The sequence below is a fragment of the Caulobacter sp. LARHSG274 genome, from assembly GCF_052871235.1.
Genome location: NZ_JBIXJO010000008.1, coordinates 84682 through 111641 on the forward strand (window position 1 = coordinate 84682; position 26960 = coordinate 111641).

The following is a 26960-nucleotide window of genomic DNA, read 5'->3' on the forward strand; positions in this document are numbered from 1 at the left end:
CGGCGAGCCTTCAAACCGGCCCCATCGCAAGCTCAAGCTTTAGTCCTACAATTAGGCCAAGCTGCGCAATCACCAATCGCAAAATCGAGAAATATTTTCCTGGGTTGTCCCACTTCCGGCTTGCATATGGCCGTCGGGCGCTGGCAAGCTTGGCAATACCGTCAGGCTGGCGGCAGGCTCGACGCTTGCTATGCCGAACGCAGCCCAACGCGCCCGGGAGATCGATCCGCGCCGGATCCTATTCGCAACTTCAATTGAAAGATCGCCTTCCGCATGACGCTCGATCTTCGGCCATCTCGCCGCATCCTGCTCGGTTTGGCCGCGTTGGGATTGTTGTGGCCAGCCCATCAGGGCGCCCTGGCCCAGGCCAACGCGACCTTCAATTATGACGTTCATGGAAGATTGGTCAGCGTGATCTACCCGTCCGGCGTGCAGACCACCTATAGCTATGACGCCGCCAATAACCGCGCCAGCGTGCAGGTGACCAATGGCGCGCCGCCGCCTCCGGCCAATCAGGCGCCGAGCTGCGCCAACAAGTCGATGAATATCGGCGCAATTCCAAACGGCGGGGTCGGCGTGTCCCTGATCGTTCAACCGATCACCGTCAGCCCCGCCTGCACCGATCCTGACGGTGACGCGCTCACGCTCGTCTCGGTCACCGGGTTCACCAACGCCGCGACAGGAACCGTCTCCGGAGCCAACGCGACGATCAGCAACGTCAAAGCTCCCGGCACGACCTTCACGTACACGGTGTCAGACGGCCACGGCCACACGATCTATCCGACCTTCACGATTGCGCGGACGTCGTAAATTCCCAGAGCTCATAAGGATCAGAGCAGCGCCTCGTCCACACGGCGGCGAACCTGATCTAGCCGCCACTTTGTCGCGCGCCGATCTCGTGAACGGCCAAGCCGATTGGATGCTCGCATCCGATCAGGAATATTGGCGAAGGACGACGCCATCCTCGGAAGGCGTTATCAACAATCGCGATGGCCTTCGTCGAGGCGTCCAAGCGCAGACCCGGGCCGGCGTCGTGATCTAGCCTCGGCAAGATCAGGGATCTCTGATCAGAAATCGAGGAGGTGCTGGAGGGTTCGCCCTCACGTTCTTCAGAGGTACTAAAGCTCAATATCGCTCAAGGACTTAGTACGTCTTGGCGCCAACATGGCGCTACTTTCTAAGGCATGGCGCCAAAGCCAGCACTCTAAAAACGATGTGCAGACAACAACTTAGGACAAGCCATCCCTCGGGGTGGCGCCGTCCCTTCATCTTGCCTTCGCTCCCTTAGTTCGTCCCCAGCCCGCTCTCCCCCTTCGCATGCTCGCCACATGCTATAGGTTGCTCGCTAAGCTTGAGCTTGTTCAACCAGGGAAGTGGCCGCGTGACGTATTCCGCCGAGATCAGCCGAGATAACCCGACCGCGATCCTCTTCGTCATCGACCAATCGGGCTCGATGGACGAGAAAATGGCCACCGGAAAGACGAAGGCCGATTTCGTCGCCGACGTCCTGAACAAGACGATCTACACGCTTGTGACCAACTGCACGAAGTCCGATGGCGTGCGTAATTATTTCGATATCGGGGTGATCGGATATGGCGCCCAAGGCGCTACTCCAGGTCTTGGCGGCGCGCTCGCTGGCAAGATCGTCCATCCGATCACCGCATTGGCCACGTCGCCCCTCCGGGTCGAAGACCGGACGAGATTGGAAGACGACGGTGCGGGTGGAGTGCTTGAACGGCGCATCAAATTTCCGGTGTGGTTCGAACCCACCAGCTCTGGCGGCACGCCCATGTCGGCCGCTCTGACCAAAGCGGCGGAAGCCCTGGTGGAATGGTGCGATGCTCACCCGAACAGCTATCCGCCGACGATCCTTCACGTGACGGACGGCGCCTCGACCGACGGGAATCCAGACGGCATCGCTACCGCGATTCAGCAAATCTCGACGCTCGATGGCGAGTGTCTGCTGTTCAATATCCACGTCTCCACCGAGCAAGGCGAGACGGTCAAATTTCCGAACTCGGCGGGCGGGTTGACGGACAGCTACGCCAAGCTTCTGTTCGGAATGTCGAGCATCTTGCCGCCTCACGTCGCTACCATCGCGGCTGACAAAGGCTACCGAATGGAGCCCGGCGCGCGAGGCTTCATGTTCAACGCCGATCCCAAAGACATCACCAACTTCTTCGACATCGGCACTCGGCCGCGCCTAACCGCCGACCGATAATCCACGCCATGAGCGATGCCCCAATCAGGGTGATGCGTGGGTTCACCCACTCTAAACGCGAGGGTGAACCCAACGAAGATCGCTGGTGGTCGTCACCAGATGGGTCGATCTGCGCATTGAGCGATGGCGCTTCGGTGTCGTTTGATCCTGGTCCTTGGGCCGATCTTCTGACGCGCAAGTTCGTCGATGATCGCGCCATTTCCCGCGACTGGCTGTCACTGGCAATAGCCGAATATGAAGCCGCCTACGATCGCGAAGCGATGGAGTGGATGCAGCAGGGCGCGTTCGACAGGGGCAGTTTCGCCACGCTCCTGGGCATCGTAATCGACGGCCCGCGATCGGCAAAAACGTTCGCTGTCGGCGACAGCTTGCTCGTGCTTATTCAGTCGGGCCAGGTTGTCCGTACCCTGCCGTACACCCTCGCCGCGGAGTTCGACGCTTCTCCGCTTCTGCTGTCCACCAGCCCGCGGCAGAACGCCGATCTCGCGGACGACGACTTAGAACTGGCTTGGCATGAACTAGCCCTCGACGACGGTGTCACGCTCTTCATGATGACCGATGCGTTGGGGCGTTGGCTGCTGGACGCCCCGTCCGCCGATCGCGTTCGACAGCTATTTGAGCTGACGACGGACGCGGAATTCTCAGCATTCGTGGAACACGAGCGCTCCGAAGGACGCCTTCGGCTCGATGACACCACGCTGGTAGTGGTGGGCTGAGCAGGTGAGCTTCCCCCAAATCATCGACTACAACGAGGCGGTTCAGGACACCGCCAGTGCCTTTACCGATCCAGTTCTGCGTGGTGGGCGCGTAGCTGAAACAGGCCTTGGGCTTCCCCTAGCCCTCTCTGGGGGCTTTGCCCTTACCTACGAAATTGCGGCCGGCGGGAGGAAGTACGCCGTTCGCTGCTTCCATCGGCAAGTGCCCGAGGTGCAAGCCAGATACCAAGCGGTGTCCACGGCTCTGAAGCGCCTGGCCAACTCCTATTTCGTGGATTTCGACTTTCAGCCCAACGGCATCACGGTCAGGGGCCAAAAGCACCCCATCGTCAAAATGGACTGGGTCGAAGGCGAAACGCTCGGCGTCCACCTGGACAGAGTCGCCTCAAACCCAAGTGAGATACATGCGCTCCGCCAAGCGTCTTCGGATCTTGCGGGCTTCCTGGAAAGCCACGGCGTCGCCCATGGCGACATCCAGAACGAGAACGTCATGGTGTCGGGAAGAGCCCTTCGGCTCATCGACTACGACGGCATGTTCGTCCCCGGCATGGCGACTGGAAACGGCAGCGAAGTCGGCCATAAACACTTTCAGCATCCGGGGCGTGGCGTTCGGGATTTCGGCCCGGCGATGGACCGCTTTTCGTTCATCGTGCTGGACGTCAGCTTCGAAGCCCTGATGGCGGACCCGGCGCTCCATCGCAAATTTCGCGAGGGCGGCCAGGCGATCATTTTCAAGGCCAACGACTTCTCCGATCCGACCACATCGGAGGTGTTCCGCCTTCTTGATGGCTTGCCCGCTGTCCGGGACAGCGCGCGGAAATTGGCGGCGGTTTGCCAGGCGCCTCTAAGCGCGGTGCCGACGTTGACCGACTTCATCGCCGGCCGAAACATTCCAGCTGTCGCGGCCAAGACCGCGACAGCCGAGCAGGCCGCCAAGGTGGTCGGGTATATTTCCGCGTTCCCGGTGGTCGATGGCGCCAACTTTGCGATGGCTATGGCCGCCGTGGGTGAAAAGGTCGAGATCGTCGGCAAGATCCTTTCCGTCCGCGAGGGCATAACCAAGCGCGGTAAGCGCAAGAATCGCCCATACGTCTTCATAAATTTCGGACTCTGGAATGGGCAGAACGTGAAGATCACGATCTGGTCCGAGGGGCTGGGAGCGATGAGCACGCGCCCGACTGCCGCCTGGGCCAGCCGTTGGATCAGTGTGACGGGTCTGGTCGAGCCGCCTTATGAAGGCCGGCATTACGATAAGTCCTACACCAGCGTCGGAATTACCGTGGTGTCAGACAATCAGATCATTTTGCTTCCTGAAAAGGAGGCCAAGTTCAGGCTCGCGCAACCGGCAATCGGGGGGCAAAGTCGCGAAGGCCGCGCGGGTTCGAACCAAGACATTTTGCGCAGCATACGCAACCCACGCGGCGCACCCGCACCGTCGCGAGCGCCCGCGCCAACCGCGTTCGCCGCGAAGCCGAGCACGAAGAACGAGGCCATCCTCGCTTCATTGAGGCAAAGCGCTCCAGCGAGCATTGCGACAGGTTCGCCCCTCGGCTCCACTGGTTCACAGGCTCCGCAGAGAACCCAAAAAGGCATCCCCTGGTGGATCTGGGCTCTTGGGGTTCTGATCGTGCTTGCCTGGCTCAATTGGTAATTCAGTTCAACCAGTCGGCCCTTCCGACTTCGAAGCCTCAATCCAGCTCGGCATGTGATGGAGTTATTTTGCCATGCTCTGTCGACGCCACCCCTCGACCGCCTTAGCAAGGTCGCTCGTACCTTTTTCGCCGGCCCAGCGATCCCAAAAGTCGATCGTCCCGCTCAAAGGTTCGTTGATCGGGGTGGCGATGCGAATACGGGTAGGCAGAAGGATAGCGTCGCCGACCACGAGCGCTTCGCCTGTATCGAGAATCGGCAACAGGTCCCCAAATCCTCCCAGGCTGTCGGGGAGAAGCCGCCGTACGACCGCCTGATCGTCGCCGTTGGTTAGACGCATGGCGATCAAGTTGCTGCATTGGCTCACAACGGTTCGGTTCACCTCGGAGGGGCGCTGGCTGATCACCACTAGGCTCACGCCATATTTGCGTCCCTCCTTGGCAATCCGCTCGAAGATCGCGATCGCGTTCTCGGCAGCTCCAGACGCGGCGTTCTCAGGAATGTAGAGGTGGGCCTCGTCACAGAAGAGAGCCACCGGATGCCGGCCGCCAGACGGCAACCATTGCTGAACAGAGAAAGCCAGGCGAGCGACCATGCCGACAATCAGCGGCAGGATGTCGGAAGGCACCTCGGAAAAGTCGATGATCTTGACGCCGCCCTCTGTGTCGCGATCGTTACCGGCGAGCAGCGTATCGACCAAAATCCCCAGCCAGCCGAATTCAAGCGTCGCCTCGGCTTTGGGGAATAGAAACCCAAGTCGACGGTCATCGCGCTTGCTGTCGAGGCGTTGGATGAGACGGCTAAGCTTGCCGTGGAAATCGCCTTGCTTCTCGGTTTTGGCGCCGGGCACCATCTCGGTGTTGAGCCGGTTAAGTTCGGCCAAGACCAAATCAATTGTGAAGGGCACCGGGCTGTCGATGGTGAAATTGGCCAGCACTTCTTCGTGGCCCCCGGTCTTGAGATAGTCGGTCTTGGCGCCGACGATGGCCCGGGACATCACCATGGCCTGGTTGGGCGCATTTTGATCGCTGCGATCGACAAACATCGACACCAATGCCTCATAGCTCAACAACCAATAGGGCAGATGTAGGACGCCGTCCTTCAGGCTGCGGCCCTCCTCGATGTCGGCCGGCCCAGCTACGCGGAGATGGCGAAAACCTGGCCCCTTAAGTGAGCCATATTCGCCGTGGATATCAAAAACGATCGCGTTGGCGCTTGGCAGGAGAGCGATCTGTTCAAGCAATCGCGCTGTTGTCCAAGACTTGCCCGATCCTGTGCTGCCGACGACAACCGCGTGGCGTTGAAAAAGCTTGTTGCCGTTGACGAAGGCTTCGGCGGCGGGATCGAGCGTGTAGCTGCCTAGTGACAGGCGATGGCCATCACCCGACACGGCTGAGATAACCTGCATAAAACGGGTCAGCCTTTCGCCTTCCAACGCAAAACAATTGGCGTCGATTTCCGGCACGGTCTCCAGGGTGCGCCTGAAGACATTCGACCGGGCGCCCACTAGGTCGATCAAGGTGCCGATCAGCGTCACCCGCACCAAATTGACCTCTGGGTGAGCGGTTTCGATGGTTTCGGTTTCCACCGTTCCGGTGCGCTGCTCCACGGCCGTGCGCGTGATCTTCTGAATGATGCCGATCAGATGTTGGCCGGCCAGGCTGCTTTGTAGGGCGACTAGGCGGTTGACCTGCAAGGAGCGCAGCGCCGCCACGTCATCAACACGAACCACGACCGTGGCTGTGTCGACCGACAGGACGCGCCCCAAGGCCTCGCCGTCGCCGTAGGCGAAGATGCTCATGGCTTTGCTCCAAGCATGTGGTCCAGGAAATTGGGAAGTTGCCAAATCGTCTCGCCAGGCAACTCGACGCCATCGGGCGCGGCGTTGAAGAAGGCTCGCGTACCACCAGGGCACTCTTCGAGTGCGAGATACTTGCCGCATCGCCCCCGGGCCAAGAACGCCTTGGTCGTGGGCGTCAGGGCTTTGGTGATGACGAGCAAAGGAATGCTGGAGGCCTCACAACGCTCCACCAGCTTCGGCTGAACGTGCTCGTCGTTAAAGCCGTAGCCGATGCAGAGATAGGCCCGCGCCCGTTCGAGCGCGGCGTCAGAACAGCCAAAGATCGTCCGGAAGGGTTCGCCGTGGGTGAGGCGGTATTTATCGATGCCTGGGGTCACCATGACAGGGGTGTAGCCAGGTGGTGTCGCGAGACAGGCCCGGGCCCCGATGATCTGGCCGACCGCGTCCCGGAACCAGTCTAGCGACCCGTGCACCTTCCAGACACTGACCGTACGCGCGACGTCGCGCCCATAGTGAATGCGCGTCGTCGGATCCTTGGCGCGTGTCTGCAGATGGCCATAGTCAAAGCCGGTGAAGTGGCTAAAGCCGCCAGCGTCGGCGGCGTATTCGGCTAGCCGATCGTAGTTGGGCGTAACGACGTCAACGGTGCGATGGGTGCTATTGAAGAGGTGCTGGTAAAGCCGCGTGAGCGGAAAAGCCCTGCGATCGGCCAGGAGGGAGCTGAAGGCCTCTAGGTCCGACGGCAACAGAAAAGCCCTCGTGGCCTCAACGACGGCGTGCGTCTGACGCTCGGTCAGGCGCGCCTTTCCCAGCGCGGCCTCCAGATCAACGCCGGTATCGATTTGGCCGCAGAATACGCCCCACTCCGTCTCCTCCTCCGTGGACCAGTCCGGTCCTGTCGGTAGCGCGCGAAGGTGGGTGCCTAGAGGCCACATGCTCGGTACGCCGTGGGCAGCGGAGAACCCGCTGCCAAGGACGATGACCGGAGCGAGCGCCAGAACGGTCTGCGAGAATTCCTGAGCCAGTTCGAGGTTGGTTTTGATCGCCATTGTCCCTCCCATGGTCAAGTTAGCCATAGGACAGCATATTCGCTACCTTTGCGACAGCGAGCGCACCATTTTCTCGTTATTCCTGTGTCGGCTCCATCGATTAGGTTCGTCTATGATGGTCCTGCTGACGCCTGTCAGCGAATCTAGCCGCGATCGTTCGGTTCGTTGAGCTTCAGCTTGCGAATGGTGTCCATTGGAAGCATCAGCCGCTGCGTTCCGCCGACTAGGGAGTAAAATCCGTAGGCTTCATAAAAAGCCTTGGCCTTCTGATCGATGGGATCGACCACGACAGCATGGGATCCAACACTCTCGGCCGCCAGCTGGGCCCGGTTTAGAGCGTCCATGAGCAGCATTTCCCCCACGCCCTGGCCCTTATGGTCTAGGGAACGAGCGAGACGTCCCAGCAACGTCACTGGCACGATCGGATACTTCGGGAATTTCTTGCGTAGATGCTCGGGAATCCCGGTGACCTCAACCGAAAGCGCAGACAGCGTGTAATAGCCGGCGATCACGGTCGGCGCATCGGACGAGGAAAGCACAAAGACCGCGCCGAAGCCGAGCTCGAACTCCTTGCGCGCCTTTGTTTTGAGGTATTCGTCGAGTGACGCCTCGCCACAAGCGAAAGCCGCTCGGTCGTGGCTCGACCCGAGCGGCTGAACATCGAACCCAGCCATCATGGGCTTTGTGTATCAGGGTTCTACCGAGCCTTGTAGCGCTCAGCGGCGCGAAGCAACGCGGCGTTGGGTTCTGGCGGGTTGACCAAAGCGTCGATGAAGGCTTCGCTTTGCAGACGATCCAGCTTCCAGCGTTCGTGCTGGGAAATCACCGTGCGCGCAGCTTCCTGAGCATGGGTGATGACGAAGTCCGAAGCACTCAAGCCTTCGAGCTGCGCGGCGTGCTCAATAATGCTCTTGGCTTCGCTCGAGAGGCGAGCCTCGATGCGATCGGCTTTGAGCTTGCGAGGAGCGCTCGGCTTCATGGCTAGGGCGGACATCTATCTCCTCCAACGGCTGATCGCCTCCACGCAGGATGGAGACGCCGGGTTAATGTACGGTGTTCCGCCGTACAATTCCAGTTGACAACAATGAGGGTCCGGTAGAGAAAATATCTCGCCCCTTGGGCGGCCGCCCAAGGGGCGAGATATTTTCTCTACCGGACCCTCAAAGAGGGAATTTCAATAAGGCGGGGAGGAAGAAGAAGGTTGCATGGCTAGCACGATGCGTCCATCGCCTGACTGCCAATTCCCACCCCATGATCGTTCGTGACATTTCGGCGTGGCACTGACCGCCTAGCGCTCGCGAATCTTCGGCTTTCTGCGGCATTCTGCTGGCAAGAGCTGACGGCGGGGATCCCATCACAAGAACTGGATCGATGAGCGCGACGTTTACGATCGACGTGGCGAAGATGCAGCGCCACAACCACCACGTCTTCCTGGAGCTGCTTCAGAAACGCTGCCCCAGGCTCGACCTCGCCAAGGCCCACAACCTGGCCGCCGTCTGGTCCAGACTTGTCGACCTCGTCGTCGATCGAACGCTCCAGATTGGCCTCGCCGAAGTCGGGCAAGGCATCCCGCGACCTAGCCGCCCCGACGCGATCCATGAGATGGCGCGTCTACTGTTGTTCGTTGATCGATCGGTCCTGACCTTCAAGGCCAAGCAGCAGCCGCTGGAGACCTATGATCCCCAGGCCGAACTGGACCACCTCTACTCCGAGGGGGGGCAAACCATGGTGGAGACCACCGCGCGCAACGTCGCCGACGGGGCTTGGAAGCCCCTGCTACTGCGATGGCGCAAACAGCATCCCCTCATCGTCCCCCCGCCAGAAAAGAACCCGCCGCGCCGACTGCGAAAGAACACCGAGCCCCATCGTAGCCGCATGCATTTCGTGCCCCAGTTCTCGACCCGCCCTTGGGTAGACGCGGTTTCGGGCAAATTCGATGTCCACCAGATCGGATTCGACGGCGAGGTGCGCACGAGCCCCGGGACGGCGAAGGTCTGGGGCGCGACCGACTATCTCTACTCCCAAGCCTTGGAAGTCCGGTTTGGCAACATCGAAAGGGAGGCGCGAGGGCCCTATGACAAGCTCCGTCGCCGAGTCCCTCTGACCGAAATCGAGCGATCGCATTGGATTGCGTTCCTGCTCAGTCAACTTGTTCGCACGCCGGGCGCGATGGCCACGCTCATGTCGGGTCTTAAGGCCCTCATCGACGCCACTGGGACCCGCTACCCGACCGACCCGGCTCACCTGGCACGAGCCATCGAGACCGTATTCAGCCAGAACGAGGCGTATGCCGGCTTTCACCGCCTGATCGTCAGCAAGCGATGGACCATCGCCAAGTGTCCGCCGCAGACCTCGTTTCTCAAGGGCGACCATCCGGTGGCGCTCAACGGCTCGGTGGGCGACGGGACCTGGACCTTGATCTATCCGCTCACACCCTCAATCTGCTTTGTCGCCGGACCCGAGAAGGCTCAGCCTGGGCCGCTGATCGTCAGCCAGGGGATCGAGCTAACGACACTCCAGGCCGCGACCTACAACGCCCTGATCTGTCGCCAGGCGGCCAAGTCGGTGATCGCGCGAAAGGCGGCCGACGATCCGGCCCACCTTCGCATCGTCAAAGCCAACCTCGGCGTGTACACGCGACCGACGGACCAGGCCCTACCGCACTGGGGGTTGGATCTCGGCTCAGCCAAGCCGCCGCTGCGGCGCGCATCCGTCGTCCGTCCGGTCGGTTGCTGACGACGGCGGTAGCCTTCGCGATCTTCTTACGATGGAGCCGGACCACGCCGTGGGCGGGCTCACGGACTGAGACGCCAAGCGGACGCCGTGAAAGTGAGACCTAGCGACACGCTTTGGAGCGACGGTAGTTTTGCCCCCTCACAAACCCCGCTTCAAGGCAGCCCTGTCGCGTGAACCCGGCCCCAGTGCCATTCGACCAAACCACGCCGTCGGGGCGCATCGTCAGAAAGGAAGGCCAGCGCGTTGGTTCAGGCTTGACGCCAATCACGTGGATCAGGACCTCATCGCGGCCCAGCTGGATCGACGCCAGATCGCGCACGTCGTAGCGGCTCCCCCAATCGGTGGTCTCGGCCTTTACCGCGTAATGAACTTCGTGGAGCTGGTCCGGGCGCCTCATCTTGACCGCCTCGACCTGGGCCGCAATCGAGCCGCGCCGTTCCCAGTCTCGGAAATAGAGATTGGCCGCGCAGTTGAGGACCTGATGCTGGTTCAAGGCGCGAGCGTCCACATTGTGGATCAGATCGACCACACCACGCCTTTGGGCGACGGCGTACACGTCCGGGTCAAAGAGCAGAGCCAGAAGGCTTGGCGAAAGCGGCATGACAAAGATGGCTCCGGCGGTCTTGGCGCCAAAACTGCGTCCTTGTGTACGTTCATCGCTGTGATGCCAGCGATTGGTCAGCACTGCCGGATTGTCGGACGTGATGAACGGCGTGTTGGAACGATTACGTACTAGGCACAGCTGCAGATCATCGACGATCGACATGGTGTCGGCATAGGCCAGCATCGCGGCCTGGACACCTTCGAACATCGCTTCTTTGAGGCTGGGCCTTGGTAGATCGTTGCCGGGAACATCGAGCATCGCGAACGCCATCATCGCGGCGCTGCGGGACGCCGCCTCGGTGCGCATCTGCTGCAGATAAATAAAGCGCTTGAGGCTGATATTGACCACGGGATCGATGCGAGGCGTTCGTTCAAGCAGCCGCCGTAGGCCTTCGACGTAGCCGTTCTCGACGGTGTTGATTGCGCGTTCTAGGAGCGGGTCTTTGCCGTAGAAATAGTCCCGCGAGCATTGGTGTTTCAAAGGCGCAGATTCGATGGCCTGGCAGCGCGTCAGGTTGAACAGATTGATCGCAAGACCCGCGCCGTCGAGCGAGAACGGCTTGAGATGACATCGCGGCACGAAGTGCTGGTTCTTGTTGTCGGCCACGGCCCAAAGCTCGCCTTCGCGCTAGCAGACCCGTATCCCGATGACGCCTCGATCCCAAAGGCCTTAGTATCCGCGCTGGCCGTTGAGCGCTCTGGCAAACGGTACTGTGGATGGGCGATCGGTGGCGCGTTTCCTGCTGGATAGATTGCAGGCACGTATTAATAGTTAAGCTTACCCTCACCAACGAGATATGCCGTGGCAGCGTGCGAAAGCGGCCTGGTGGAGTTGCTTTATGGATCCTTCGCTCTTTTTCACGTGGCTTGAAGAGCATGAGAAACTCGCAGGTTGGGCGCAGGCTGTTGGTGGCCTGCTGGCGATTGGCGCTGCCATTGTTATTGCCCGAAGTGATCATGCTGCGGCCGAGGGGCGCAGGCGGGCGAGGCAGGTGTCGCTAATTTTGACGGCGACGACGATGACAGACGCCGCACAGGTCCAGGCGGATGGACTGATTGCAAATTTGATCGATCGCGAGCTCTGGCCACTGATCAAGCGCGAGGGAGTCGACGATAACCAGATAGCCGGAGCGATAGCGGATATTGAATCGTTCCCCGCTCACGAACTCGACAGCCTGCAGGTCGGATTTCACATGAGGCGGTTCCGTGTGTTCCTACGGTACCTGCACAAGGCTGCGGATGGCATTGTCAAAACGATCAATCGCTCCGGAAAGCCTAGCGCCGACCAAATCGCATATCTGGAGGGGCTGCGCGATCGTCTCTATGAATGCACGGAAACCGTTCTTAAGGCCTCTCAGAGCGCGATGGCGGTTCAAAAGCCTAGTTGGCCTTGGCTCAAGAGCAAAGATTGAATGCCTATTCAAGGTATCGATTACGCGGATGGCTGCATAAATCTTAGGATCGAGGGCTCAGCGGCGGCTGCGTGGCCCCGGCTCTAGGACGTGTTTCGGGGCCCCTTAGATTGCCACTCGGAGCAAATGTCGGTTTGGGTTGCCGCACGGCCTTGTATGCCTAGGCGCTCACACCCGCGTTAGCTCCTGATACAAGGCCGTGCGCCTAGGACCCCAAATAGCAATCCGGTCAACTTGAGCGCCTCAGCCAAGCCGCCTCTTGCAATCGCCAAGTACCATGACAGCCAACGCCGATCCCCTCAGCCGCCAAGCTCTCTACGCCCGAGTCTGGTCAGAACCGATCACCACGTTGGCCGCGAAACTTGGCGTGACCAGCATTGCACTGACATCCATTTGCAGACGGCACGGAATCCCGACGCCGCGGTCGGGGTATTGGATGAAAAAGGCGTTCGGTAAGCCCGTCCAACAACCGGCGCTGGAAGATTTCAACGACATGCGAGCGGACACGACGGTCGCCTTCACAATCGCGAAGGCCGCCAAAACGAAGGCTCCAGAGAAACCCAAGGCCGCAGAAAAGCAAGCGCGCCGTCCAAAAGACAAGCCCGCCATCGTCGCCACTCCGTCGCCTCCGAGCCCGCCGATCGTCACGATGGCGCCGCCGCCGAGCATCGAACTCGATCTGCATCCCATTCTGGAAATCACCCGCAAAAAATTGCTCTCGCCTAACCCTGTCGGAGGCTTGGCCAGGTCGGGCGGCAAGGGGGCGTTTTCGGTGTCAGTAAGTCCGGACGAGGCCCCCCGCGCGCTTCAGGTGCTCAACCATCTCCTGCTGGCGACGGAAGGCCAAGGATGGGCTGTCACGCATTCGGAGAAGGGCTTGCAGCTCTGCCCCGACGGCGAGGCCGTCAACTTCACCCTGGCCGAACAAATTGACCGTGTCCGCCATAAGGTGACTGATACAGAGCGCGAAGCATTGGCGCGTTTCGAAACTAGGCGTGCGGCGGCCGTGCGGCGCGGCGATTGGTTCAGCGCGGGAAATCCCCCGCAGATTCCAGATTGGGATTACCGGCCGACTGGCTGCTTCGTCTTTCAATTAGATCCCAATCCATATTCATTCGGGGCGGCAACAGGTCTCCGTCGCACCTTTGGCGAGAGCCGATCTCGGCGCCTCGAAGGTCAGATGGAGAGAATTATCGAGGCTCTGGCGGCACGCGCCGCCGCTATGAAGGAGATCCGACGCCTCACGGCGGAGCGAGACGCGCAATGGGCCGAAGAGGCGGCTCGACGCAAGGAAGCGGAACGACGCCAGCGGCTCGAAACCAAGCGGCAGGAATTTCTTGAGCGGCAACTTGAGCGCCATGAGGCCGCTCGGCGGTTGGAAAGTTTCCTGGCTCGCTACAATCAAGCCGACCTAGGTGGCGATCCAGAGGCCGCAAACTTCATTAATTGGGCCCGGGGCCGGCTTGCAAGGCTCGGCGACGACTTGACGCCCGAAGCCCTTGGGGAACGTTTTGCCGTAGCAGAACTCATGAACGATGACGCCGATATCCCGTCCTGGAAGGAGGTGGAGTAGAGAGCATTCTCGGAGTCCGCCTGCGGCACCTAGATCGCCACTGAAAGCTTGTGTCGTTTCAGGAAGGTCCCGGACCGCATGCGTAACCCCCGCATGCCTGCTGGCTTGTCCGCCTGCCTTCAGCGCCGGAGCTTCGTCACGACCAGGGTGAGCCTGCATCCGATCCGTCCCGAAGACGTCTCCCGAAGGAAACGCGGCGGACCAGCCTTCCCGCTCGTCCACCCCCGAAAGCCGCATCGGTCGCCGTACGTGCGCCCTCCCCGTGCCTTCAGGTGAGGAGCATTATCGGGCTGGTCTGGGAGGGTGAGGACGGAAAAAAGCGAGAAAGTTTCAGGGCGTTGAATTCGTTGGGCCCGGCTGTCGTCCATCCCCGCAAATCGCGGGGATCGAGCACCGCTTTCCTTCTCCCCTTGCGCTTGGACCCCGCCTCCGCGGGGGTGATCGGGTGATGGAGCGGTGCGGGCCGAAGGGCTTGTCGGCGACGGCAGGATCATCCTATTTCGACGCGAGCCGCCTTAGACTCCACAGCGAGGGATCGAGAAGATGCGTCCGTGGATCACCAGCCTCGCCGTCGTCGCCGGCCTGACCCTGGCGGGGACCGGCGCGCAGGCCGCGCCGACCGCCAAGGCTGCGGCGATCGCCTCCGCCCCCGACGCGGCCCTGGCCGCCCGGATCGACGCGGTGGTCGACCGGGCCATCGCCGAGCATCGGCTGGTGGGGGCGGTGGTGCTGGTCGCCCGCGACGGCAAGCTCGTCTATCGCCGCGCCGCCGGCCTGGCCGACCGCGAGGCCGGGCGGCCGATGCGCGAGGATGCGGTGTTCCGCTATTCGTCGGTGACCAAGCCGTTCGTCACCGCCGCCGTCATGCGGCTGGTCGAGGACGGCAAGCTGCGCCTGGACGATCCGGTGACCAAGTGGCTGCCGGACTTCCGGCCCAAGCTGGCCGACGGGACCGCGCCGGTGATCACCCTGCGCCAGCTGCTCGACCACACCAGCGGCCTGACCTATGGCCTGGCCGAGCCGGCCTCGCACCCCTATCACCGGCTGGGCGTATCGGACGGCATCGACCTGTCGGGCATCACCCTGGACGAGAACCTGCGGCGCCTGGGCCAGGCGCCGCTGAGCTTTCCGCCCGGCTCGGCCTGGCGCTATTCCCTGGCCATCGACGTGCTGGGCGGGGTGCTGGAGAAGGCCACCGGCCAGACCCTGCCGCAGGTGGTCGCCCGGACCGTCACCCAGCCGCTCGGCCTGACCGAGGCCGGCTTCGTGGCCCGCGACCCGGCCCGGCTGGCGACGCCCTATGTCAACGCCCAGCCCGCCCCGACCCGGATGACCGACAACCAGGACGTCTCGCTGGGGGCCACCGCCGTGCGCTTCGCCCCCAGCCGCGCCACCGATCCTACCGCCTTCCCGTCCGGCGGGGCGGGCATGGTCGGCACGGCCGGCGACGTGCTGGCCCTGCTGGAGGCGATCCGCAAGGGCGGCGCGCCGATCCTCAAGCCCGCCACGGTCGCCATGATGATGCAGGACCAGGTCGGCCCGCAGGCGGCGACGCAGGGCCCCGGCTGGGGCTTCGGCTATGGCTGGGCGGTGCTGGACGACCCCGCCGTCGCCCATACCCCGCAGCAGGCCGGCACGATCGCCTGGGGCGGCGTCTACGGCCACAACTGGTTCGTCGACCCCAAGAGCGGCCTGACGGTGGTGGCGATGACCAACACCGCCTTCGAGGGCATGAACGGGCCGTTCACGGTGCAGCTGCGGGACGCGGTGTATGGGCGGTGACAGGCGGCTAGTATTGACGATGTGGATACAGGAGCTCATCCCCACGCCATGACCCACGACCGCTCATCCGCCGCGCAAGGCCGGCGTCCCGCGACCGCCGCAGTCGCCGAGCGCGCGCCGGCCGACGCCAAGGGCAGCATCAACCTGCGCATCGAAACGCGGACGCGGCAGCTGATCGACGAAGCCGCGGCCGTCCTGGGCAAGACCCGGACCGAGTTCATGATCGACAGCGCCCGCGCCCAGGCGATCGACGTGCTGCTGGATCAACGGCTGTTCGTGCTGGAGCCCGAGCGGTACGACGCCTTCGTCCAGGCGCTGGACCATCCGCCCGCGCCGGGACCCAAGCTGCGCGCCCTGTTGCGCCGGATTCCGGCCTGGGCGTAAGAACGCTCGCGAATGACGCTGTCGGCCCCGGTTCCGTTGAGCGCCAGCCACGATCTGACGGACTTCGACTGCGGCCAGCCGGCGCTGGACGACTGGCTCAGGCAGCGGGCCCTGAAGAACGAGAGCCGGTTTTCCCGCACCTATGTCGTCTGCGACGGCGACAAGGTCGTGGCCTATGTCCGCCTCTCGGCCAGCGCTGTGGAGCGGGCGGCCGCGCCGGGCAAGATGCGGCGCCATGCGCCCGACGCCATCCCCGTCGCGGTGATCGGACGCCTGGCGGTCAGCCGCGCCCATGCCGGCCGCGGTCTCGGCGCCGACCTGCTGGCCGACGCCCTGCGCCGAGTCGCCGCGGCCTCTGAGAGCATCGGCATGGGCGCGCTGCTGGTGCAGGCCAAGGACGACAACGCCCGGCGCTTCTACCTGGCCTGCGCCGAGTTCATCGAATATCCCGCCGACAGCCGCACGCTGTTTCTGCCGATCGAGACGGTGGTGGGGGCGTTCGGCTGAGGCGGCGGACGGGGACACACACTCACTCGTAGATCTTGCCAAGCTGGCCAAAGCCTTGCCGTGAGTGTGTGTCCCCGATCTGCCAGCCGCCCTACTCCACCGTCTCCAGCCGCGCCAACGCCGCCTCCAGCTTGGCCTTGGCCGCCTGGGCGTCAGCGAGGCGCTCGCGGTTTTCCTCGACCACCTCTTCCTTGGCCCGGGCCAGGAAGTCGGGATTGTTGAGCTTCTTTTCGATCTTGTCGATCTCGCTGGCGTGGCCGGCGATCTCCTTCGCAAGTCGCGCCTTTTCCGCGGCCAGGTCGATGAACTCGGCGATCGCGAGGGCCCCGGTCGCCTCGCCGAGCACGAAGGGCACGGCGCCGGCCGGGGCCGTGTCGGCCTCGCGGGCGCTGTCCAGGCGGCCCAGGGTCAGCAGCAGGTCGCGGTGGCGGGCCAGGCGGGCCTTGGTCTCGGGACCGGCCCCGATGACGGTGAGCGGCGGCTTGGCCGAGGGCGGCACGTTCATCTCGGCGCGGACCGAGCGGATCTCGCCAACGGTGTCGACCAGCCAGCCGATCTCGGCCTCGGCCTCGGCGTCGATCCAGCTCTCGGGCAGCTCGGGCCACTTCTCGACGATCAGCAGGCCGTCGCGGGCCGGGCCGAACTCGGCGGTCTTGTCCCACAGCTCCTCGGTGATGAACGGCATCACCGGGTGCAGCAGCTTGAGGATCACGTCCAGGGCCCAGGCGGCGGTGGCCCGGGTCTCGGCCTTGGCGGCGGCGTCGTCGCCGTTGAGGATCGGCTTGGCCAGCTCCAGGTACCAGTCGCAGAACACGTTCCAGATGAAGCGGTAGAGCGCCGTGGCGGCGGCGTCGAACGACGGCTCCTCCAGGGCGCGGGTGACCTCGGCGGCGGTCTTGACCGTCTCGCCGCGGATCCACTTGTTGATCGGCTGCCGGACCGAGCCGGGATCGAAGCCCTCGACGCGGACGCACTCGTTCATCTGGGCGAAGCGCGAGGCGTTCCACAGCTTGGTGCCGAAATTGCGATAGCCTTCAATGCGTTGCTTCGACAACTTGATGTCGCGCGCCTGGCCCGACATCGCCGTCATGGTGAAGCGCACCGCGTCGCAGCCCAGCTCGTCGATCAGGACCAGCGGGTCCATCACATTGCCCTTGGACTTGCTCATCTTGGCGCCCTTCTCGTCACGGACGAGGGCGTTGATGAACACCTGCTTGAACGGGACCTCGCCCATGAAGTGGAGGCCCATCATCATCATCCGGGCGACCCAGAAGAAGATGATGTCGAAGCCGGTGACCAGGGTGGAGGTCGGGTAGAAGCGCTTGAGGTCGTCGGTGTTCTCGGGCCAGCCCAGGGTCGAGAACGGCCACAGGGCCGAGCTGAACCAGGTGTCGAGGACGTCTTCGTCGCGCTTGAGGACCGGAGCCTCGTCGCCGTAGTGCAGGATGGCGGCGGCGATCGCCTCTTCTTCGGTCTCCTCGACGAAGATATGGCCGTCCGGTCCGAACCACGCCGGAATGCGGTGGCCCCACCACAGCTGGCGCGACACGCACCAGGGCTCGATGTTGCGCAGCCACTCGAAATAGGTCTTTTCCCAGTGGCGGGGCTCGAAGACGGTCGCGCCCTCCTCCACCGCCTTCAGGGCCGGCTGGGCCAGGGTCTTGGCGTCGACATACCACTGGTCCGTCAGATACGGCTCGATGACCACGCCCGAGCGGTCGCCGTGCGGGACCATGTGGCGGGTCTTCTCGACCTCGCGCAGCCAGCCCTCGTCCTCGGCCCGGGCGATGATCGCCTTCCGAGCCGCGAAGCGGTCCAGGCCGCGAAGGTTCTCTGGAATTGCCTCTAACGCTTCGAGTTCGCTGCTCGAACGTCCGGCAATGACCTTCGTACCCTGCTCGTCCATCGGGACGCGATCGAGTTCCCGGCGTTTTTCAGTACCCAAAACGCCCAGCCCGCGAATGCGGGCTTGATCGTCCAGAATGTTGAAAACCGCCAAGTTGTGGCGCTTTCCCACCTGAAAATCGTTGAAGTCATGCGCGGGCGTGATCTTGACCGCGCCCGAGCCCTTGGTCGGGTCGGCGTAGTCGTCGGCGACGATCGGGATGGGGCGGCCGACGATCGGCAGGGTCACGAACTTGCCGACCAGGTCCTTGTAGCGCGCGTCCGACGGATGGACGGCCACGGCCGTGTCGCCCAGCATCGTTTCCGGACGGGTGGTGGCGACGACGATGAAGTCGCGGGTCTCCCACTCCGTGGCCTTGCCGTCTTCGTCGAAGGTGATCGGGTATTGGAACGTCACGCCGTCGGCCAGCGGATAGGCGAAGTGCCAGTAGTGGCCGTCGGTTTCGCGCTGCTCGACCTCGAGGTCGGAGATGGCGGTCTGGAATTGCGGGTCCCAGTTGACCAGGCGCTTGTCGCGATAGAGCAGGCCCTGCTTGTAGAGCTGGACGAACACCTTGCGGACCGCGGCCGACAGGCCCTCGTCCAGGGTGAAGCGCTCGCGCGACCAGTCGCAGCTGGCGCCCAGGCGGCGCAGCTGGTTGACGATCTCGCCGCCGCTCTCGGCCTTCCATTGCCAGACCTTCTCGACGAAGGCCTCGCGGCCCATCTCGCGGCGGCCGACATTGCCGGCGGCGGCCAGCTGGCGCTCGACCACCATCTGGGTGGCGATGCCGGCATGGTCGGTGCCCGGCAGCCACAGGGCCGCCTTGCCGCGCATGCGGTGGAAGCGGGTCAGCACGTCCTGCAGGGTGTTGTTCAGCGCGTGGCCGATGTGCAGCGAGCCGGTGACGTTGGGCGGCGGGATGACGATCGTGAACGCCTCGGCGTTCGGATCCTGGCTCGGCTTGAAGGCCCCGGAGGCCTCCCACTCGGCGTACAGGCGCGGTTCGACGGATTTGGGATCGAAGGTCTTTTCAAGCATGGCGGAGCGGGTATGCCATCTGCGGCCGTCCGGCGAAACCGGCGGCCTGGGGTTCAGGGCGGTATTTGGACGGAAAAAGGCGGCCGCCGGGGCGACCGCCTTGGTTTTCCGATCGGGACGGGGCTGTTAGACGCCGCGGCCGCGGGCGATGCGGTGGACTTCTTCCTCGACCTTGGTCTCGACGATGCGCGGCAGGTTCTGGTCCAGCCACTCCTTGAGCAGCGGGCGCAGCAGCTCGCGCACGACGTCTTCCAGGGTGCGGCCGTCCTTGGGCATCAGCAGGGCCGAGCTGAGGCTGCCGAAGGCGGTGGCGGCCAGGCTGGAGGCGTGGTCGCCGACCAGGGTCTCGGCCACTTCCTCGCGCGAGAACACCGGGGTCGGCGCCGGTTCGGGCGGCGGCGGCGGAGGCGGCGCGGGTTCCGGCTCGGGGTCGGGCGAATAGACGTCGATGTCGCCCATCGATTCGACCGGCGCGGGCGGGTCGATCGGGTCGGTCAGCTCCAGGACGTCGTCCTCGGCCGGGGGCTCTTCGGCGACGGGCTCCGGCTCGGGAGCCGGGGCGGCGGCCTCGGCCGGCGCATCGTCCTCCGAGATGATGCGGCGGATGGAGGCGAGGATCTCCTCCATCGTCGGTTCTTGAGAGCTCTGTTCGGACATGTGCGGGCCGTCTCGAAGGGGTACGAATCCTGAAGCGCCCTGATGGCCGCTTGCCCCGATGGTGCAGACTTGCGCGCCTTAAGCAAGCTCAAGGATCGCGGCCGCGCCAATTCGCCCTATTTGGCGGCCATCGGGGCGGCGTCCTTCGGGATCGGCTTGACCGGGATCGACGGGGCGCCGAGCTTGTCGATCACCCGCACCGCCGGCTCCCAGGGCACCCAGCCGATGGCGTGGTTGACCTTGTCGTAGGACTTGACCGGGTCGTAGCGCTCGACGTCCGGGGCCAGGTTGGCGACGTTGAGCACGCCCATGGCCTGCAGCACGCTGGCGCTGGCGACATATTCGTCGCGGCGGGCCACGACCAGGGCCACCTCGGCGTTGCTGAGCTCCAGCTGAGCGTTGAGCACGTCCAGGGTGGTGCGCAGGCCGACCTGCTGCTCCTGGCGCACGCCCTCGAAGGCGATCTTGGTGGCCCGCACCTGCTCCTGGTTGGAGATCAGGTTGGCGCGCGCGGCCAGCAGGTTGTTCCAGGCGGTGGAGATCTGCTGCAGCGCCGAGCGCTTGGCGCCCTCGACGGCGATGCGGGCGGCGTTCTCGCGCTCGGTGGCGGCGCGGATCTGCGAACTGGTCAGGCCGCCGGTGAAGATCGGCACCGAGGCGGTGACCGAGCCGCTGACGCTGCGGTCGAAGTCGGCGTACTGGCGGCCGACGCTGTTGGTCTCGTTGGCGTCCCAGCCCACGCCGGCACGGGCGGTGACGGTGGGACGGCGGGCGGCCTTGGCCTCGGCGACGCGGGCGGCGGCGGCCTGCTCGGCGTAGCGGGCGGCCTGGATGGACGGGTTGTTCTGGTCGACTAGGTCGAAGGCCTGCTCGACGCTGGCCGGCAGCAGGCCGCTCAGCGGCGGCTCCTGGGCCAGGTCGGTGGGGTTCTGGCCGACCACGGCGGCGTAGCTGGCGCGGCTGCCGGCCAGCAGGGCCTGGACCGAGGACAGGCTGGCGCGGGCCGAGGCCAGGCGGGCCTCCGATTGGGCCACGTCGGTGCGGGTGATCTCGCCGACCTCGAAGCGGGCGTTGGATTCGTCGAGCTGGCGGCTCAGGACGTCGACGTTCTCCTGGGCGATCCGCAGCCGCTCCTGGTCGCGGCGGACGTCGACATAGGCCTGGATCACCTGGCCCAGCACCGACTGCTCGACGCTGCGCAGGTCCTCGCGGCCGGCCATCACGTCGGCCTGGGCGGCGCTGAGGCTCGCAGTGGCCCGGCCGCCGGTATAGAGCGGCTGGCTGAGGCTAAGATTGGCGGCGCTGCCGGCGGTGTCGCCATGCGTCCGGGTGCTGACGACCTGGCCGAACAGGTTGGTGGTCACAATCGGGTTGGCGTAGTTGGTGTGGGTGCCGCTGACGTCGGCCGTGCCGCTGAGCGAGGGCCGGAAGGCGGTCTTGGCCTGGACCACGCCCTCGTCGGTGACGCGCTGGTTGGCGCGCTGGGCCTGCAGGGTGGGATTGGTCTGGTAGGCCAGGGCCAGGGCGTCGGTCAGGGTCTCGGCCCGGGCGGCCGAGGCCAGGCCGGCCATCAGGCCGATGCTGCAAGCGGCGGCCAGCAAGGCGGCCCGACGGCTATTCCACATCAAGTTCATCCCCAACACTGCCCCAACTCACCTGGCCCAAGTCACACGGCGCGCCGCGACCTATATGAGCGCCTGTAAGCCGCCCCGCGATAGTCGGCTAGTTAAGCTTTTTTCACGCAGGCGTTGCACCGACATTTCCTGACCCGACGCGGCTAGAAGGCGAAGCCGGGCTCGGTCGAGAAGCCGGCCAGCAAGGGCGGGGTCGAATCGAAGACGGCGCGGCGGCCCAGGCCGTCCTCGGCGCGGACATAGATCGTCGCCCGGCCCACCGGTCCCTCGCGCTCGACCACGCCCAGCCGGCCGCCGACCGCCAGGGCCCGGGTCCAGGCGGCGGGCGCACGCGGCACCGCGCCTTCGCAGATGATCACGTCGTAATGGTCCCCCGGCACGGCGGTCAGGTCGTCGCCTTCGAGACGGGTGACCGCCAGGCCCATCTTCTCCAGCACCGCCGCCGCGTAGGGGGCGGCGATGGCCAGGGCCTTGTCGCCCTCGCGGGGACGCAGGTGCTGCAGCAGCTTGCCGACGTCGCGCGGACGCAGCAGCCAGCGGCCGGGGGCGTATTCGACCTCGGCGTCGGCATAGGCCAGATAGTCCTTGCCGGACGGCACACAGGCCTCGCGCGGCACCACCCGCAGGGCGTCCTGCAGGGGCAGGTCGGTGACGTCGGCCGTGCGGATCTGGCTTTCGACCATGTTCAGGCGCGCGGCGGCGAAATCGGAGCTCATGGAATCCCTCGAAGGGCTGGACTTTCCAGCCGCTTATAGGTCCGCGGCTCGGCTCTAGGCAATCGAGGCTTTTTTACTAGCGTGAATGTAAGACGCCGGCGCCGCGGCCGGCGCTCACCAGCGCCGAAAGCCCGCCACCCGGGCGGCGAAGGCCTCGGCGTCCTCGTGGTCGCCCCAGTCGGCGACGGCCGGGGCCAGGGAAGCGGCCTCCAGCAGCTGGCGCTGGGCGTCCTTGTAGCGGACGGTGCGGGCGTAGCGGACGGTGTCGAGGATCATCGCCCGCAGCAGCAGGGTGGCGGCCAGGGGGTGGCGGCCCTCGATCGCCCGGGCCGCGGGCTCAAGCAGCTCGGGCCGGTCGCCGTCGAGCTCGCCCGAGCGGCGCAGCACCAGGCGGGCGGCGCGGTCCCAGGCCGGCCACTGGACCAGGAAATCCAGGGCCGCGTGCAGGTCGTGGAAGTCCTCGGCCAGGGCCAGGGCGCGGTCCTCGGCCTCGACGTCGTCGAAATCGGGCAGGCGCTTGAGGTAGTCGCGCAGCCGCTCGGTCGACAGGCCGCGCTCGAAACTGGCCCAGCGCATGTCCTGGGCGACATCGCCCTGCCCTCGCGCCTCCAGCGCCTCGATATAGGCGTCCTCCCAGTCCAGGGCCCCCGGCCCCGGCGGAGTCGGCCGGCCCAGGACCGATCCGACCAGTTGCGCGAACGAGCCGGGGGTCGAGCGGTCGAGCGCCGCCAGCGCCTCGTCCAACCGGCCGGCCGCGGTCAGCCGACGGGCGATCTGAGCCCCGATCGGCGGCAGCACCGCCTGGGAGTCGGTGAACTGGGCGATATAGCCGTCGACGTCGCCCTGGGCGTCGGCCAGCACCTGGACGGCGGCCTTCAGCCCGCCGCTGGCCCGCCGCTGCGAGGCCATGGTCGTCTCGATTCGCGCCCGCAGGGTCGCCAGGACCTCAGGGCCCAGCGCCGGCAGGGCGTTCTTCAGCACCCGCGGCCCGAGGCCGGCCCGGGCGGTCAGCAGCAGGTGGAACAGCTGGTCGGCCAGGGCGCGCGGGACCGGCAGGGCCAGGGATGCGATGGCGGCCACGTCGTCGACGGCGGCGTCGAACACCGCGTCGACCTCGCCCTTGGCGTCGGCCGTGCGGCTGAACACCGCCTCGGCCAGGTCGATGAAGCGCAGCATCAGCGGCAGGGCCAGGGCCGGGTCCAGCGCGGTCAGGCGCCCGGCGATCAGGGCCCGCTGCATGTCGAGCTCGCGCACGAACTCCTTGTGCTTGCGCCAATGGATGCGGGCGCGGCTGTCGGCGATCGACTCGATGCGCTTGGTCAGCTCAAGAGCCAGGTCCCCGGCCCCGATCTCGCCGGCCAGCTCCAGCCGCAGCCGGCGCTTGATCTGGGCGTGGCCCTCGGCGACGTCGATCAGCAGTTCGGCCAGCCGCTCCGCCCCCAGGGCGGCCAGGTTCGCCGTCGTCAGCGTCTTGCGCGATCCCGTACGCTTCACCGTGGCCAGCGGAGTTCTCCCGTCACGCGTCCCTGCCCCGGTCCAGGCGAGTCGCCAGGTCCGGCAGCGCCTCCTCTAGCACGGCGGCGTAGAGGCCGGCTGCATGCGGCGCGGCGGCGCCGTTCAGCCGCCGGAAGGCGTCCTCGACCACCATGGCCTGCTGTTCGAGGTTCAGGGCCGCGAACCGGACCCCGCCGGCCAGGTCATAGGCGTAGGCGGCGGGACCGTCTCCCGCTCGCAGCTTGGCCAGCAGCAGGTTCAGGCCGTGCTGGGCCTGCCAGACATGGACCAGTTCGTGGACGAACATCGCCTGCTCAGCGACGGCGACCCCGGCCGCTGAGAAATCCATCCGCGCCGTTCGCGCCGGCCACACGATCAGTCGGCCGCTCGCCACGAAGGCCCGGTTCCACAACGGGATGGCCAGCAGTCGCACCCGCCGCACGTCGAGCGCCTCGCCAAACACCTGCGCCGCCAGGGCGCGCTCGCCCTCGGTGAGGCGTCGCCAGCGGCCGGGACGCAGGGTTCTTGGCTGTGAGAGCATGGGCGACAATCGTCTGGACCTCAGGGTTCTACCTGAAAACGCCGCAAACTGCCGTGCAAGTGTGCTGAGGGCTCGGTCGCCAGCGGCGGTTCCGCCGCCTCGACTTGATCGATTCTGGACAATCGTGTCCGTACAGATGACAACGCTGTCGTGCTGAGTTGTGATCCGCGCCTGCGCGGGTCCGGCCCCGGCGAACCAAGACGACTGGCGCGGCGGGTCCCCTCGCCCGCCCAACACAGTAAGGGAGGCCCCATGCAACGTCCTATCGTCCTCGCCCTGGCCCTGATGCTCGGCGCCTCGGCCGGCGCCCTGGCCCAGACGGCTCTCGCCCAGACCCCGGCCCAGACCCCGACCCCGGCCGCCCGTCCCTGGCTCGACCCCAAGCTGGACGCCGACCGGCGCGCCGACCTGGCGGTCAAGGCCATGACCCAGGACGAGAAGATGACGGTGATCTTCGGCTATTTCGGCGCCGACATGGGCGACAAGTACAAGCGACCGCCGGAATCCCTGGACGGCTCGGCCGGCTATGTGCCCGGGATCGCGCGCCTGGGCATCCCGGCCCAGTTCGAGACCGACGCCGGCATCGGCGTGGCCACCCAGGGCGGCGCCAAGCAAAAGCGCGGGCGCACCGCCCTGCCCGCCGGCATCGCCACCACCGCCACCTGGAACCCGACCCTGGCCTACAAGGGCGGAGCGATGATCGGCTCGGAGGCCCGCGACACCGGCTTCAACGTCATGCTGGCCGGCGGCGTCAACCTGACCCGCGAGGCGCGCAACGGCCGCAATTTCGAATATGGCGGCGAGGATCCGCTGCTCGCCGGGACGATGGTCGGGGCCCAGATCAAGGGCGTCCAGTCCAACGGCATCGTCTCGACCATCAAGCACTACGCCCTGAACGCCCAGGAGACCGGCCGCAACATCCTGAACGCCAAGATCGGCGAGGCCGAGGCCCGCACCTCCGACCTGCTGGCCTTCCAGTTCGCCATCGAGGCCTCGGACCCGCACGCGGTGATGTGCGCCTATAACCACGTCAACGGCGACTATGCCTGCGAGAACGATTTCCTGCTCAACAAGGTGCTCAAGCAGGACTGGAGCTACAAGGGCTATGTGATGTCCGACTGGGGCGCCGTCCACTCCACCGCCAAGGCGATCAACGCCGGGCTCGACCAGGAATCGGCCGGCGACGCCTTCGACAAGCAGCCCTTCTTCGCCGCCCCGCTGAAGGCCGCCCTGGCCAAGGGCGAGGTCAGCCAGGCCCGCCTGGACGACATGGCCCGCCGCGTCCTGCGCAGCCTGTTCGCCAGCGGCGCGGTCGACAAGCCGGTCAAGGCCGCCCCGATCGACTTCGCCGCCCACGCCAAGGTCACCCAGGCCGACGCCGAGGAAGGCCTGGTGCTGCTGAAGAACGACGAGGGCCTGCTGCCGCTGGCGGGGGCCAAGAAGATCGCCGTGATCGGCGGCCACGCCGACTTCGGCGTGTTGTCGGGCGGCGGCTCGTCCCAGGTCTATCCGATCGGCGCGCGGCCCATGGAGGGCGAAGGCCCCGCCTACTGGCCGGGTCCGAAGCTCTATTTCCCCTCCTCACCGCTGAAGGCCCTGCAGGCCCGCCTGCCCGGCGCCGACATCCGCTACGCCGACGGCAAGGACCCGGCCGCCGCCGCCAAGCTGGCGGCCGACAGCGACATCGTCCTGGTGTTCGCCCTGCAGTGGAACGGCGAGGCGTTCGACAGCCCCCTGACCCTGGAAAACGGCCAGGACGCCCTGATCGAGGCCGTGGCGGCCGCCAATCCCAAGACCGTGGTGGTGCTGGAGACCGGCGGCCCGGTGCTGATGCCGTGGCTCGACAAGGTCGGCGGCGTGGTCGAGGCTTGGTATCCCGGCTCGCAGGGCGGCGAGGCCATCGCCCGGGTGCTGGCCGGCGAGGTCGACGCCTCCGGCCGCCTGCCCGTCACCTTCCCCGCCGCCGTGGCCCAGCTGCCGCGGCCGGTGCTGGACGGCGATCCCAAGAAGGAAGAAGAGCCGTTCGAGGTCGACTACACGATCGAGGGCGCGGCGGTCGGCTACAAGTGGTTCGACAAACAGGGCCACAAGCCGCTGTTCCCGTTCGGCTACGGCCTGTCCTATACGAGCTTCGCCTATGACAAGCTCAAGGCGCAGACCAAGAACGGCGTCGTCACCGTCAGCTTCGAGGTGCGCAACACCGGCGCCCGGGCCGGCAAGGCCGTGCCGCAGGTCTATGTCTCGCCCAAGGCGGGCGGCTGGGAGGCGCCCCAGCGCCTGATCGGCTTCAGCAAGGTCGACCTGGCCCCCGGCGCCAGCAAGACCGTTAGCCTGACCCTGGACCCGCGCCTGCTGGCGGTGTGGGACGCCAAGGCCCACGGCTGGTCGGTGGCGGCCGGCGACTATGTCGTCACCCTGGGCGCCTCGTCGCGCGACGCGGCCGCAAAGGCGCAGGTGACGCTCGCCGCCCAGGCCCTGCCGGTCGGGCTGATGAAGCGCTGACCGCAAGGATTGGCGCCATTTGGTCGCAGGTGAAATTAAGGTTCAATTAACCATGA

At 65.3% G+C, this 26960-nt stretch carries 22 protein-coding genes; 11 read left to right on the forward strand and 11 right to left on the reverse strand.

Annotation, left to right across the window (positions count from 1 at the left end; all coding sequences use genetic code 11):
• Positions 1 to 273: 273 nt before the first annotated feature.
• The 4 genes from ACIPQB_RS14965 (at position 274) to ACIPQB_RS14980 (ending at position 4588) form a co-directional block, all read left to right on the forward strand.
• Positions 274 to 810, forward strand: coding sequence for an Ig-like domain-containing protein (locus ACIPQB_RS14965; RefSeq protein ID WP_446486040.1), 537 nt, complete (start codon positions 274 to 276; stop codon positions 808 to 810).
• A 571-nt stretch (positions 811 to 1381) separates the two neighbouring features.
• A complete protein-coding gene (locus tag ACIPQB_RS14970; protein WP_446486041.1) occupies positions 1382 to 2221 on the forward strand; it encodes a vWA domain-containing protein in 840 nt (279 codons plus the stop codon).
• A gap of 8 nt (positions 2222 to 2229) precedes the next feature.
• The gene (locus ACIPQB_RS14975; RefSeq protein WP_446486042.1) at positions 2230 to 2937 is read left to right on the forward strand and encodes a protein phosphatase 2C domain-containing protein; all 708 of its coding nucleotides are present in this window, start codon (positions 2230 to 2232) and stop codon (positions 2935 to 2937) included.
• Between the two features lie 4 nt (positions 2938 to 2941).
• A complete protein-coding gene (locus ACIPQB_RS14980) occupies positions 2942 to 4588 on the forward strand; it encodes a hypothetical protein (RefSeq protein ID WP_446486043.1) in 1647 nt (548 codons plus the stop codon).
• A gap of 63 nt (positions 4589 to 4651) precedes the next feature.
• Here ACIPQB_RS14980 and ACIPQB_RS14985 read toward each other — a convergent pair whose 3' ends face one another.
• From ACIPQB_RS14985 to ACIPQB_RS15000, 4 genes are all read right to left on the reverse strand, one after another.
• On the reverse strand, positions 4652 to 6388 hold the full coding sequence (locus tag ACIPQB_RS14985; protein WP_446486044.1) for an ATP-binding protein: 1737 nt from the start codon (positions 6386 to 6388) through the stop codon (positions 4652 to 4654).
• Positions 6385 to 7437: an SIR2 family protein gene (locus tag ACIPQB_RS14990; RefSeq protein WP_446486045.1), complete on the reverse strand. Its 1053-nt coding sequence runs from the start codon at positions 7435 to 7437 to the stop codon at positions 6385 to 6387. The genes ACIPQB_RS14985 and ACIPQB_RS14990 overlap by 4 nt, the downstream gene beginning before the upstream one ends.
• A gap of 143 nt (positions 7438 to 7580) precedes the next feature.
• Positions 7581 to 8114 carry a hypothetical protein gene (locus tag ACIPQB_RS14995; protein WP_446486046.1) on the reverse strand — a complete coding sequence of 178 codons (534 nt, stop codon included), beginning with the start codon at positions 8112 to 8114 and terminating at the stop codon, positions 7581 to 7583.
• A gap of 20 nt (positions 8115 to 8134) precedes the next feature.
• Positions 8135 to 8431, reverse strand: a complete 297-nt coding sequence (locus ACIPQB_RS15000; protein ID WP_446486047.1) for a type II toxin-antitoxin system TacA family antitoxin — start codon at positions 8429 to 8431, stop codon at positions 8135 to 8137.
• A gap of 377 nt (positions 8432 to 8808) precedes the next feature.
• Between ACIPQB_RS15000 and ACIPQB_RS15005 the strand changes: the two genes are divergently transcribed.
• Positions 8809 to 10173 carry a DUF4238 domain-containing protein gene (locus tag ACIPQB_RS15005; protein ID WP_446486048.1) on the forward strand — a complete coding sequence of 455 codons (1365 nt, stop codon included), beginning with the start codon at positions 8809 to 8811 and terminating at the stop codon, positions 10171 to 10173.
• 100 nt (positions 10174 to 10273) lie between these two features.
• On the opposite strand, the gene ACIPQB_RS15010 is transcribed toward ACIPQB_RS15005, so the two are convergent.
• Positions 10274 to 11383 (reverse strand): DUF4238 domain-containing protein, encoded by a 1110-nt coding sequence (locus ACIPQB_RS15010; RefSeq protein ID WP_446486049.1) that lies wholly within the window; start codon positions 11381 to 11383, stop codon positions 10274 to 10276.
• A 232-nt stretch (positions 11384 to 11615) separates the two neighbouring features.
• Here ACIPQB_RS15010 and ACIPQB_RS15015 point away from each other — a divergent pair, with 232 nt between their 5' ends.
• From ACIPQB_RS15015 to ACIPQB_RS15035, 5 genes are all read left to right on the forward strand, one after another.
• Positions 11616 to 12188, forward strand: coding sequence for a hypothetical protein (locus ACIPQB_RS15015; protein ID WP_446486050.1), 573 nt, complete (start codon positions 11616 to 11618; stop codon positions 12186 to 12188).
• A gap of 436 nt (positions 12189 to 12624) precedes the next feature.
• Positions 12625 to 13761, forward strand: a complete 1137-nt coding sequence (locus ACIPQB_RS15020; RefSeq protein ID WP_446486051.1) for a hypothetical protein — start codon at positions 12625 to 12627, stop codon at positions 13759 to 13761.
• Positions 13762 to 14304: 543 nt separating this feature from the next.
• A complete protein-coding gene (locus ACIPQB_RS15025; protein WP_446486052.1) occupies positions 14305 to 15543 on the forward strand; it encodes a serine hydrolase domain-containing protein in 1239 nt (412 codons plus the stop codon).
• A 48-nt stretch (positions 15544 to 15591) separates the two neighbouring features.
• The gene (locus ACIPQB_RS15030; RefSeq protein ID WP_446486053.1) at positions 15592 to 15927 is read left to right on the forward strand and encodes a type II toxin-antitoxin system TacA family antitoxin; all 336 of its coding nucleotides are present in this window, start codon (positions 15592 to 15594) and stop codon (positions 15925 to 15927) included.
• Between the two features lie 12 nt (positions 15928 to 15939).
• On the forward strand, positions 15940 to 16434 hold the full coding sequence (locus ACIPQB_RS15035) for a GNAT family N-acetyltransferase (RefSeq protein ID WP_446486054.1): 495 nt from the start codon (positions 15940 to 15942) through the stop codon (positions 16432 to 16434).
• 91 nt (positions 16435 to 16525) lie between these two features.
• Here the strand turns inward: ACIPQB_RS15035 and ACIPQB_RS15040 are convergent, their stop codons facing one another.
• From ACIPQB_RS15040 to ACIPQB_RS15065, 6 genes are all read right to left on the reverse strand, one after another.
• Positions 16526 to 19360, reverse strand: coding sequence for a valine--tRNA ligase (locus ACIPQB_RS15040; RefSeq protein ID WP_446486055.1), 2835 nt, complete (start codon positions 19358 to 19360; stop codon positions 16526 to 16528).
• Between the two features lie 126 nt (positions 19361 to 19486).
• The gene (gene popZ, locus ACIPQB_RS15045) at positions 19487 to 20017 is read right to left on the reverse strand and encodes a pole-organizing protein PopZ (RefSeq protein WP_446486056.1); all 531 of its coding nucleotides are present in this window, start codon (positions 20015 to 20017) and stop codon (positions 19487 to 19489) included.
• A gap of 116 nt (positions 20018 to 20133) precedes the next feature.
• On the reverse strand, positions 20134 to 21642 hold the full coding sequence (locus tag ACIPQB_RS15050) for a TolC family outer membrane protein (protein ID WP_446486057.1): 1509 nt from the start codon (positions 21640 to 21642) through the stop codon (positions 20134 to 20136).
• Between the two features lie 152 nt (positions 21643 to 21794).
• A complete protein-coding gene (locus ACIPQB_RS15055; RefSeq protein WP_446486058.1) occupies positions 21795 to 22367 on the reverse strand; it encodes a protein-L-isoaspartate O-methyltransferase family protein in 573 nt (190 codons plus the stop codon).
• 114 nt (positions 22368 to 22481) lie between these two features.
• Complete coding sequence (locus tag ACIPQB_RS15060; protein WP_446486059.1) at positions 22482 to 23861, reverse strand: DUF6880 family protein; 1380 nt, start codon at positions 23859 to 23861, stop codon at positions 22482 to 22484.
• A gap of 22 nt (positions 23862 to 23883) precedes the next feature.
• On the reverse strand, positions 23884 to 24402 hold the full coding sequence (locus ACIPQB_RS15065; RefSeq protein ID WP_446486060.1) for a hypothetical protein: 519 nt from the start codon (positions 24400 to 24402) through the stop codon (positions 23884 to 23886).
• A gap of 252 nt (positions 24403 to 24654) precedes the next feature.
• Between ACIPQB_RS15065 and ACIPQB_RS15070 the strand changes: the two genes are divergently transcribed.
• On the forward strand, positions 24655 to 26904 hold the full coding sequence (locus ACIPQB_RS15070; protein WP_446486061.1) for a beta-glucosidase: 2250 nt from the start codon (positions 24655 to 24657) through the stop codon (positions 26902 to 26904).
• The last annotated feature ends 56 nt before the right edge of the window (positions 26905 to 26960 follow it).

Coding starts and splice junctions, on each gene's coding strand:
- ACIPQB_RS15030 (WP_446486053.1), top strand. CDS start 15,592: ATGACCCACGACCGCTCATCCGCCGCGCAAGGCCGGCGTCCCGCGACC.
- ACIPQB_RS14965 (WP_446486040.1), top strand. CDS start 274: ATGACGCTCGATCTTCGGCCATCTCGCCGCATCCTGCTCGGTTTGGCC.
- ACIPQB_RS15050 (WP_446486057.1), bottom strand. CDS start 21,642: ATGTGGAATAGCCGTCGGGCCGCCTTGCTGGCCGCCGCTTGCAGCATC.
- ACIPQB_RS15035 (WP_446486054.1), top strand. CDS start 15,940: ATGACGCTGTCGGCCCCGGTTCCGTTGAGCGCCAGCCACGATCTGACG.
- ACIPQB_RS14985 (WP_446486044.1), bottom strand. CDS start 6,388: ATGAGCATCTTCGCCTACGGCGACGGCGAGGCCTTGGGGCGCGTCCTG.
- ACIPQB_RS14990 (WP_446486045.1), bottom strand. CDS start 7,437: ATGGCGATCAAAACCAACCTCGAACTGGCTCAGGAATTCTCGCAGACC.
- popZ (WP_446486056.1), bottom strand. CDS start 20,017: ATGTCCGAACAGAGCTCTCAAGAACCGACGATGGAGGAGATCCTCGCC.
- ACIPQB_RS15070 (WP_446486061.1), top strand. CDS start 24,655: ATGCAACGTCCTATCGTCCTCGCCCTGGCCCTGATGCTCGGCGCCTCG.
- ACIPQB_RS15000 (WP_446486047.1), bottom strand. CDS start 8,431: ATGTCCGCCCTAGCCATGAAGCCGAGCGCTCCTCGCAAGCTCAAAGCC.
- ACIPQB_RS15015 (WP_446486050.1), top strand. CDS start 11,616: ATGGATCCTTCGCTCTTTTTCACGTGGCTTGAAGAGCATGAGAAACTC.
- ACIPQB_RS15040 (WP_446486055.1), bottom strand. CDS start 19,360: ATGCTTGAAAAGACCTTCGATCCCAAATCCGTCGAACCGCGCCTGTAC.
- ACIPQB_RS14975 (WP_446486042.1), top strand. CDS start 2,230: ATGAGCGATGCCCCAATCAGGGTGATGCGTGGGTTCACCCACTCTAAA.
- ACIPQB_RS15020 (WP_446486051.1), top strand. CDS start 12,625: ATGAAAAAGGCGTTCGGTAAGCCCGTCCAACAACCGGCGCTGGAAGAT.
- ACIPQB_RS15055 (WP_446486058.1), bottom strand. CDS start 22,367: ATGAGCTCCGATTTCGCCGCCGCGCGCCTGAACATGGTCGAAAGCCAG.
- ACIPQB_RS15005 (WP_446486048.1), top strand. CDS start 8,809: ATGAGCGCGACGTTTACGATCGACGTGGCGAAGATGCAGCGCCACAAC.
- ACIPQB_RS15065 (WP_446486060.1), bottom strand. CDS start 24,402: ATGCTCTCACAGCCAAGAACCCTGCGTCCCGGCCGCTGGCGACGCCTC.
- ACIPQB_RS14995 (WP_446486046.1), bottom strand. CDS start 8,114: ATGATGGCTGGGTTCGATGTTCAGCCGCTCGGGTCGAGCCACGACCGA.
- ACIPQB_RS15025 (WP_446486052.1), top strand. CDS start 14,305: ATGCGTCCGTGGATCACCAGCCTCGCCGTCGTCGCCGGCCTGACCCTG.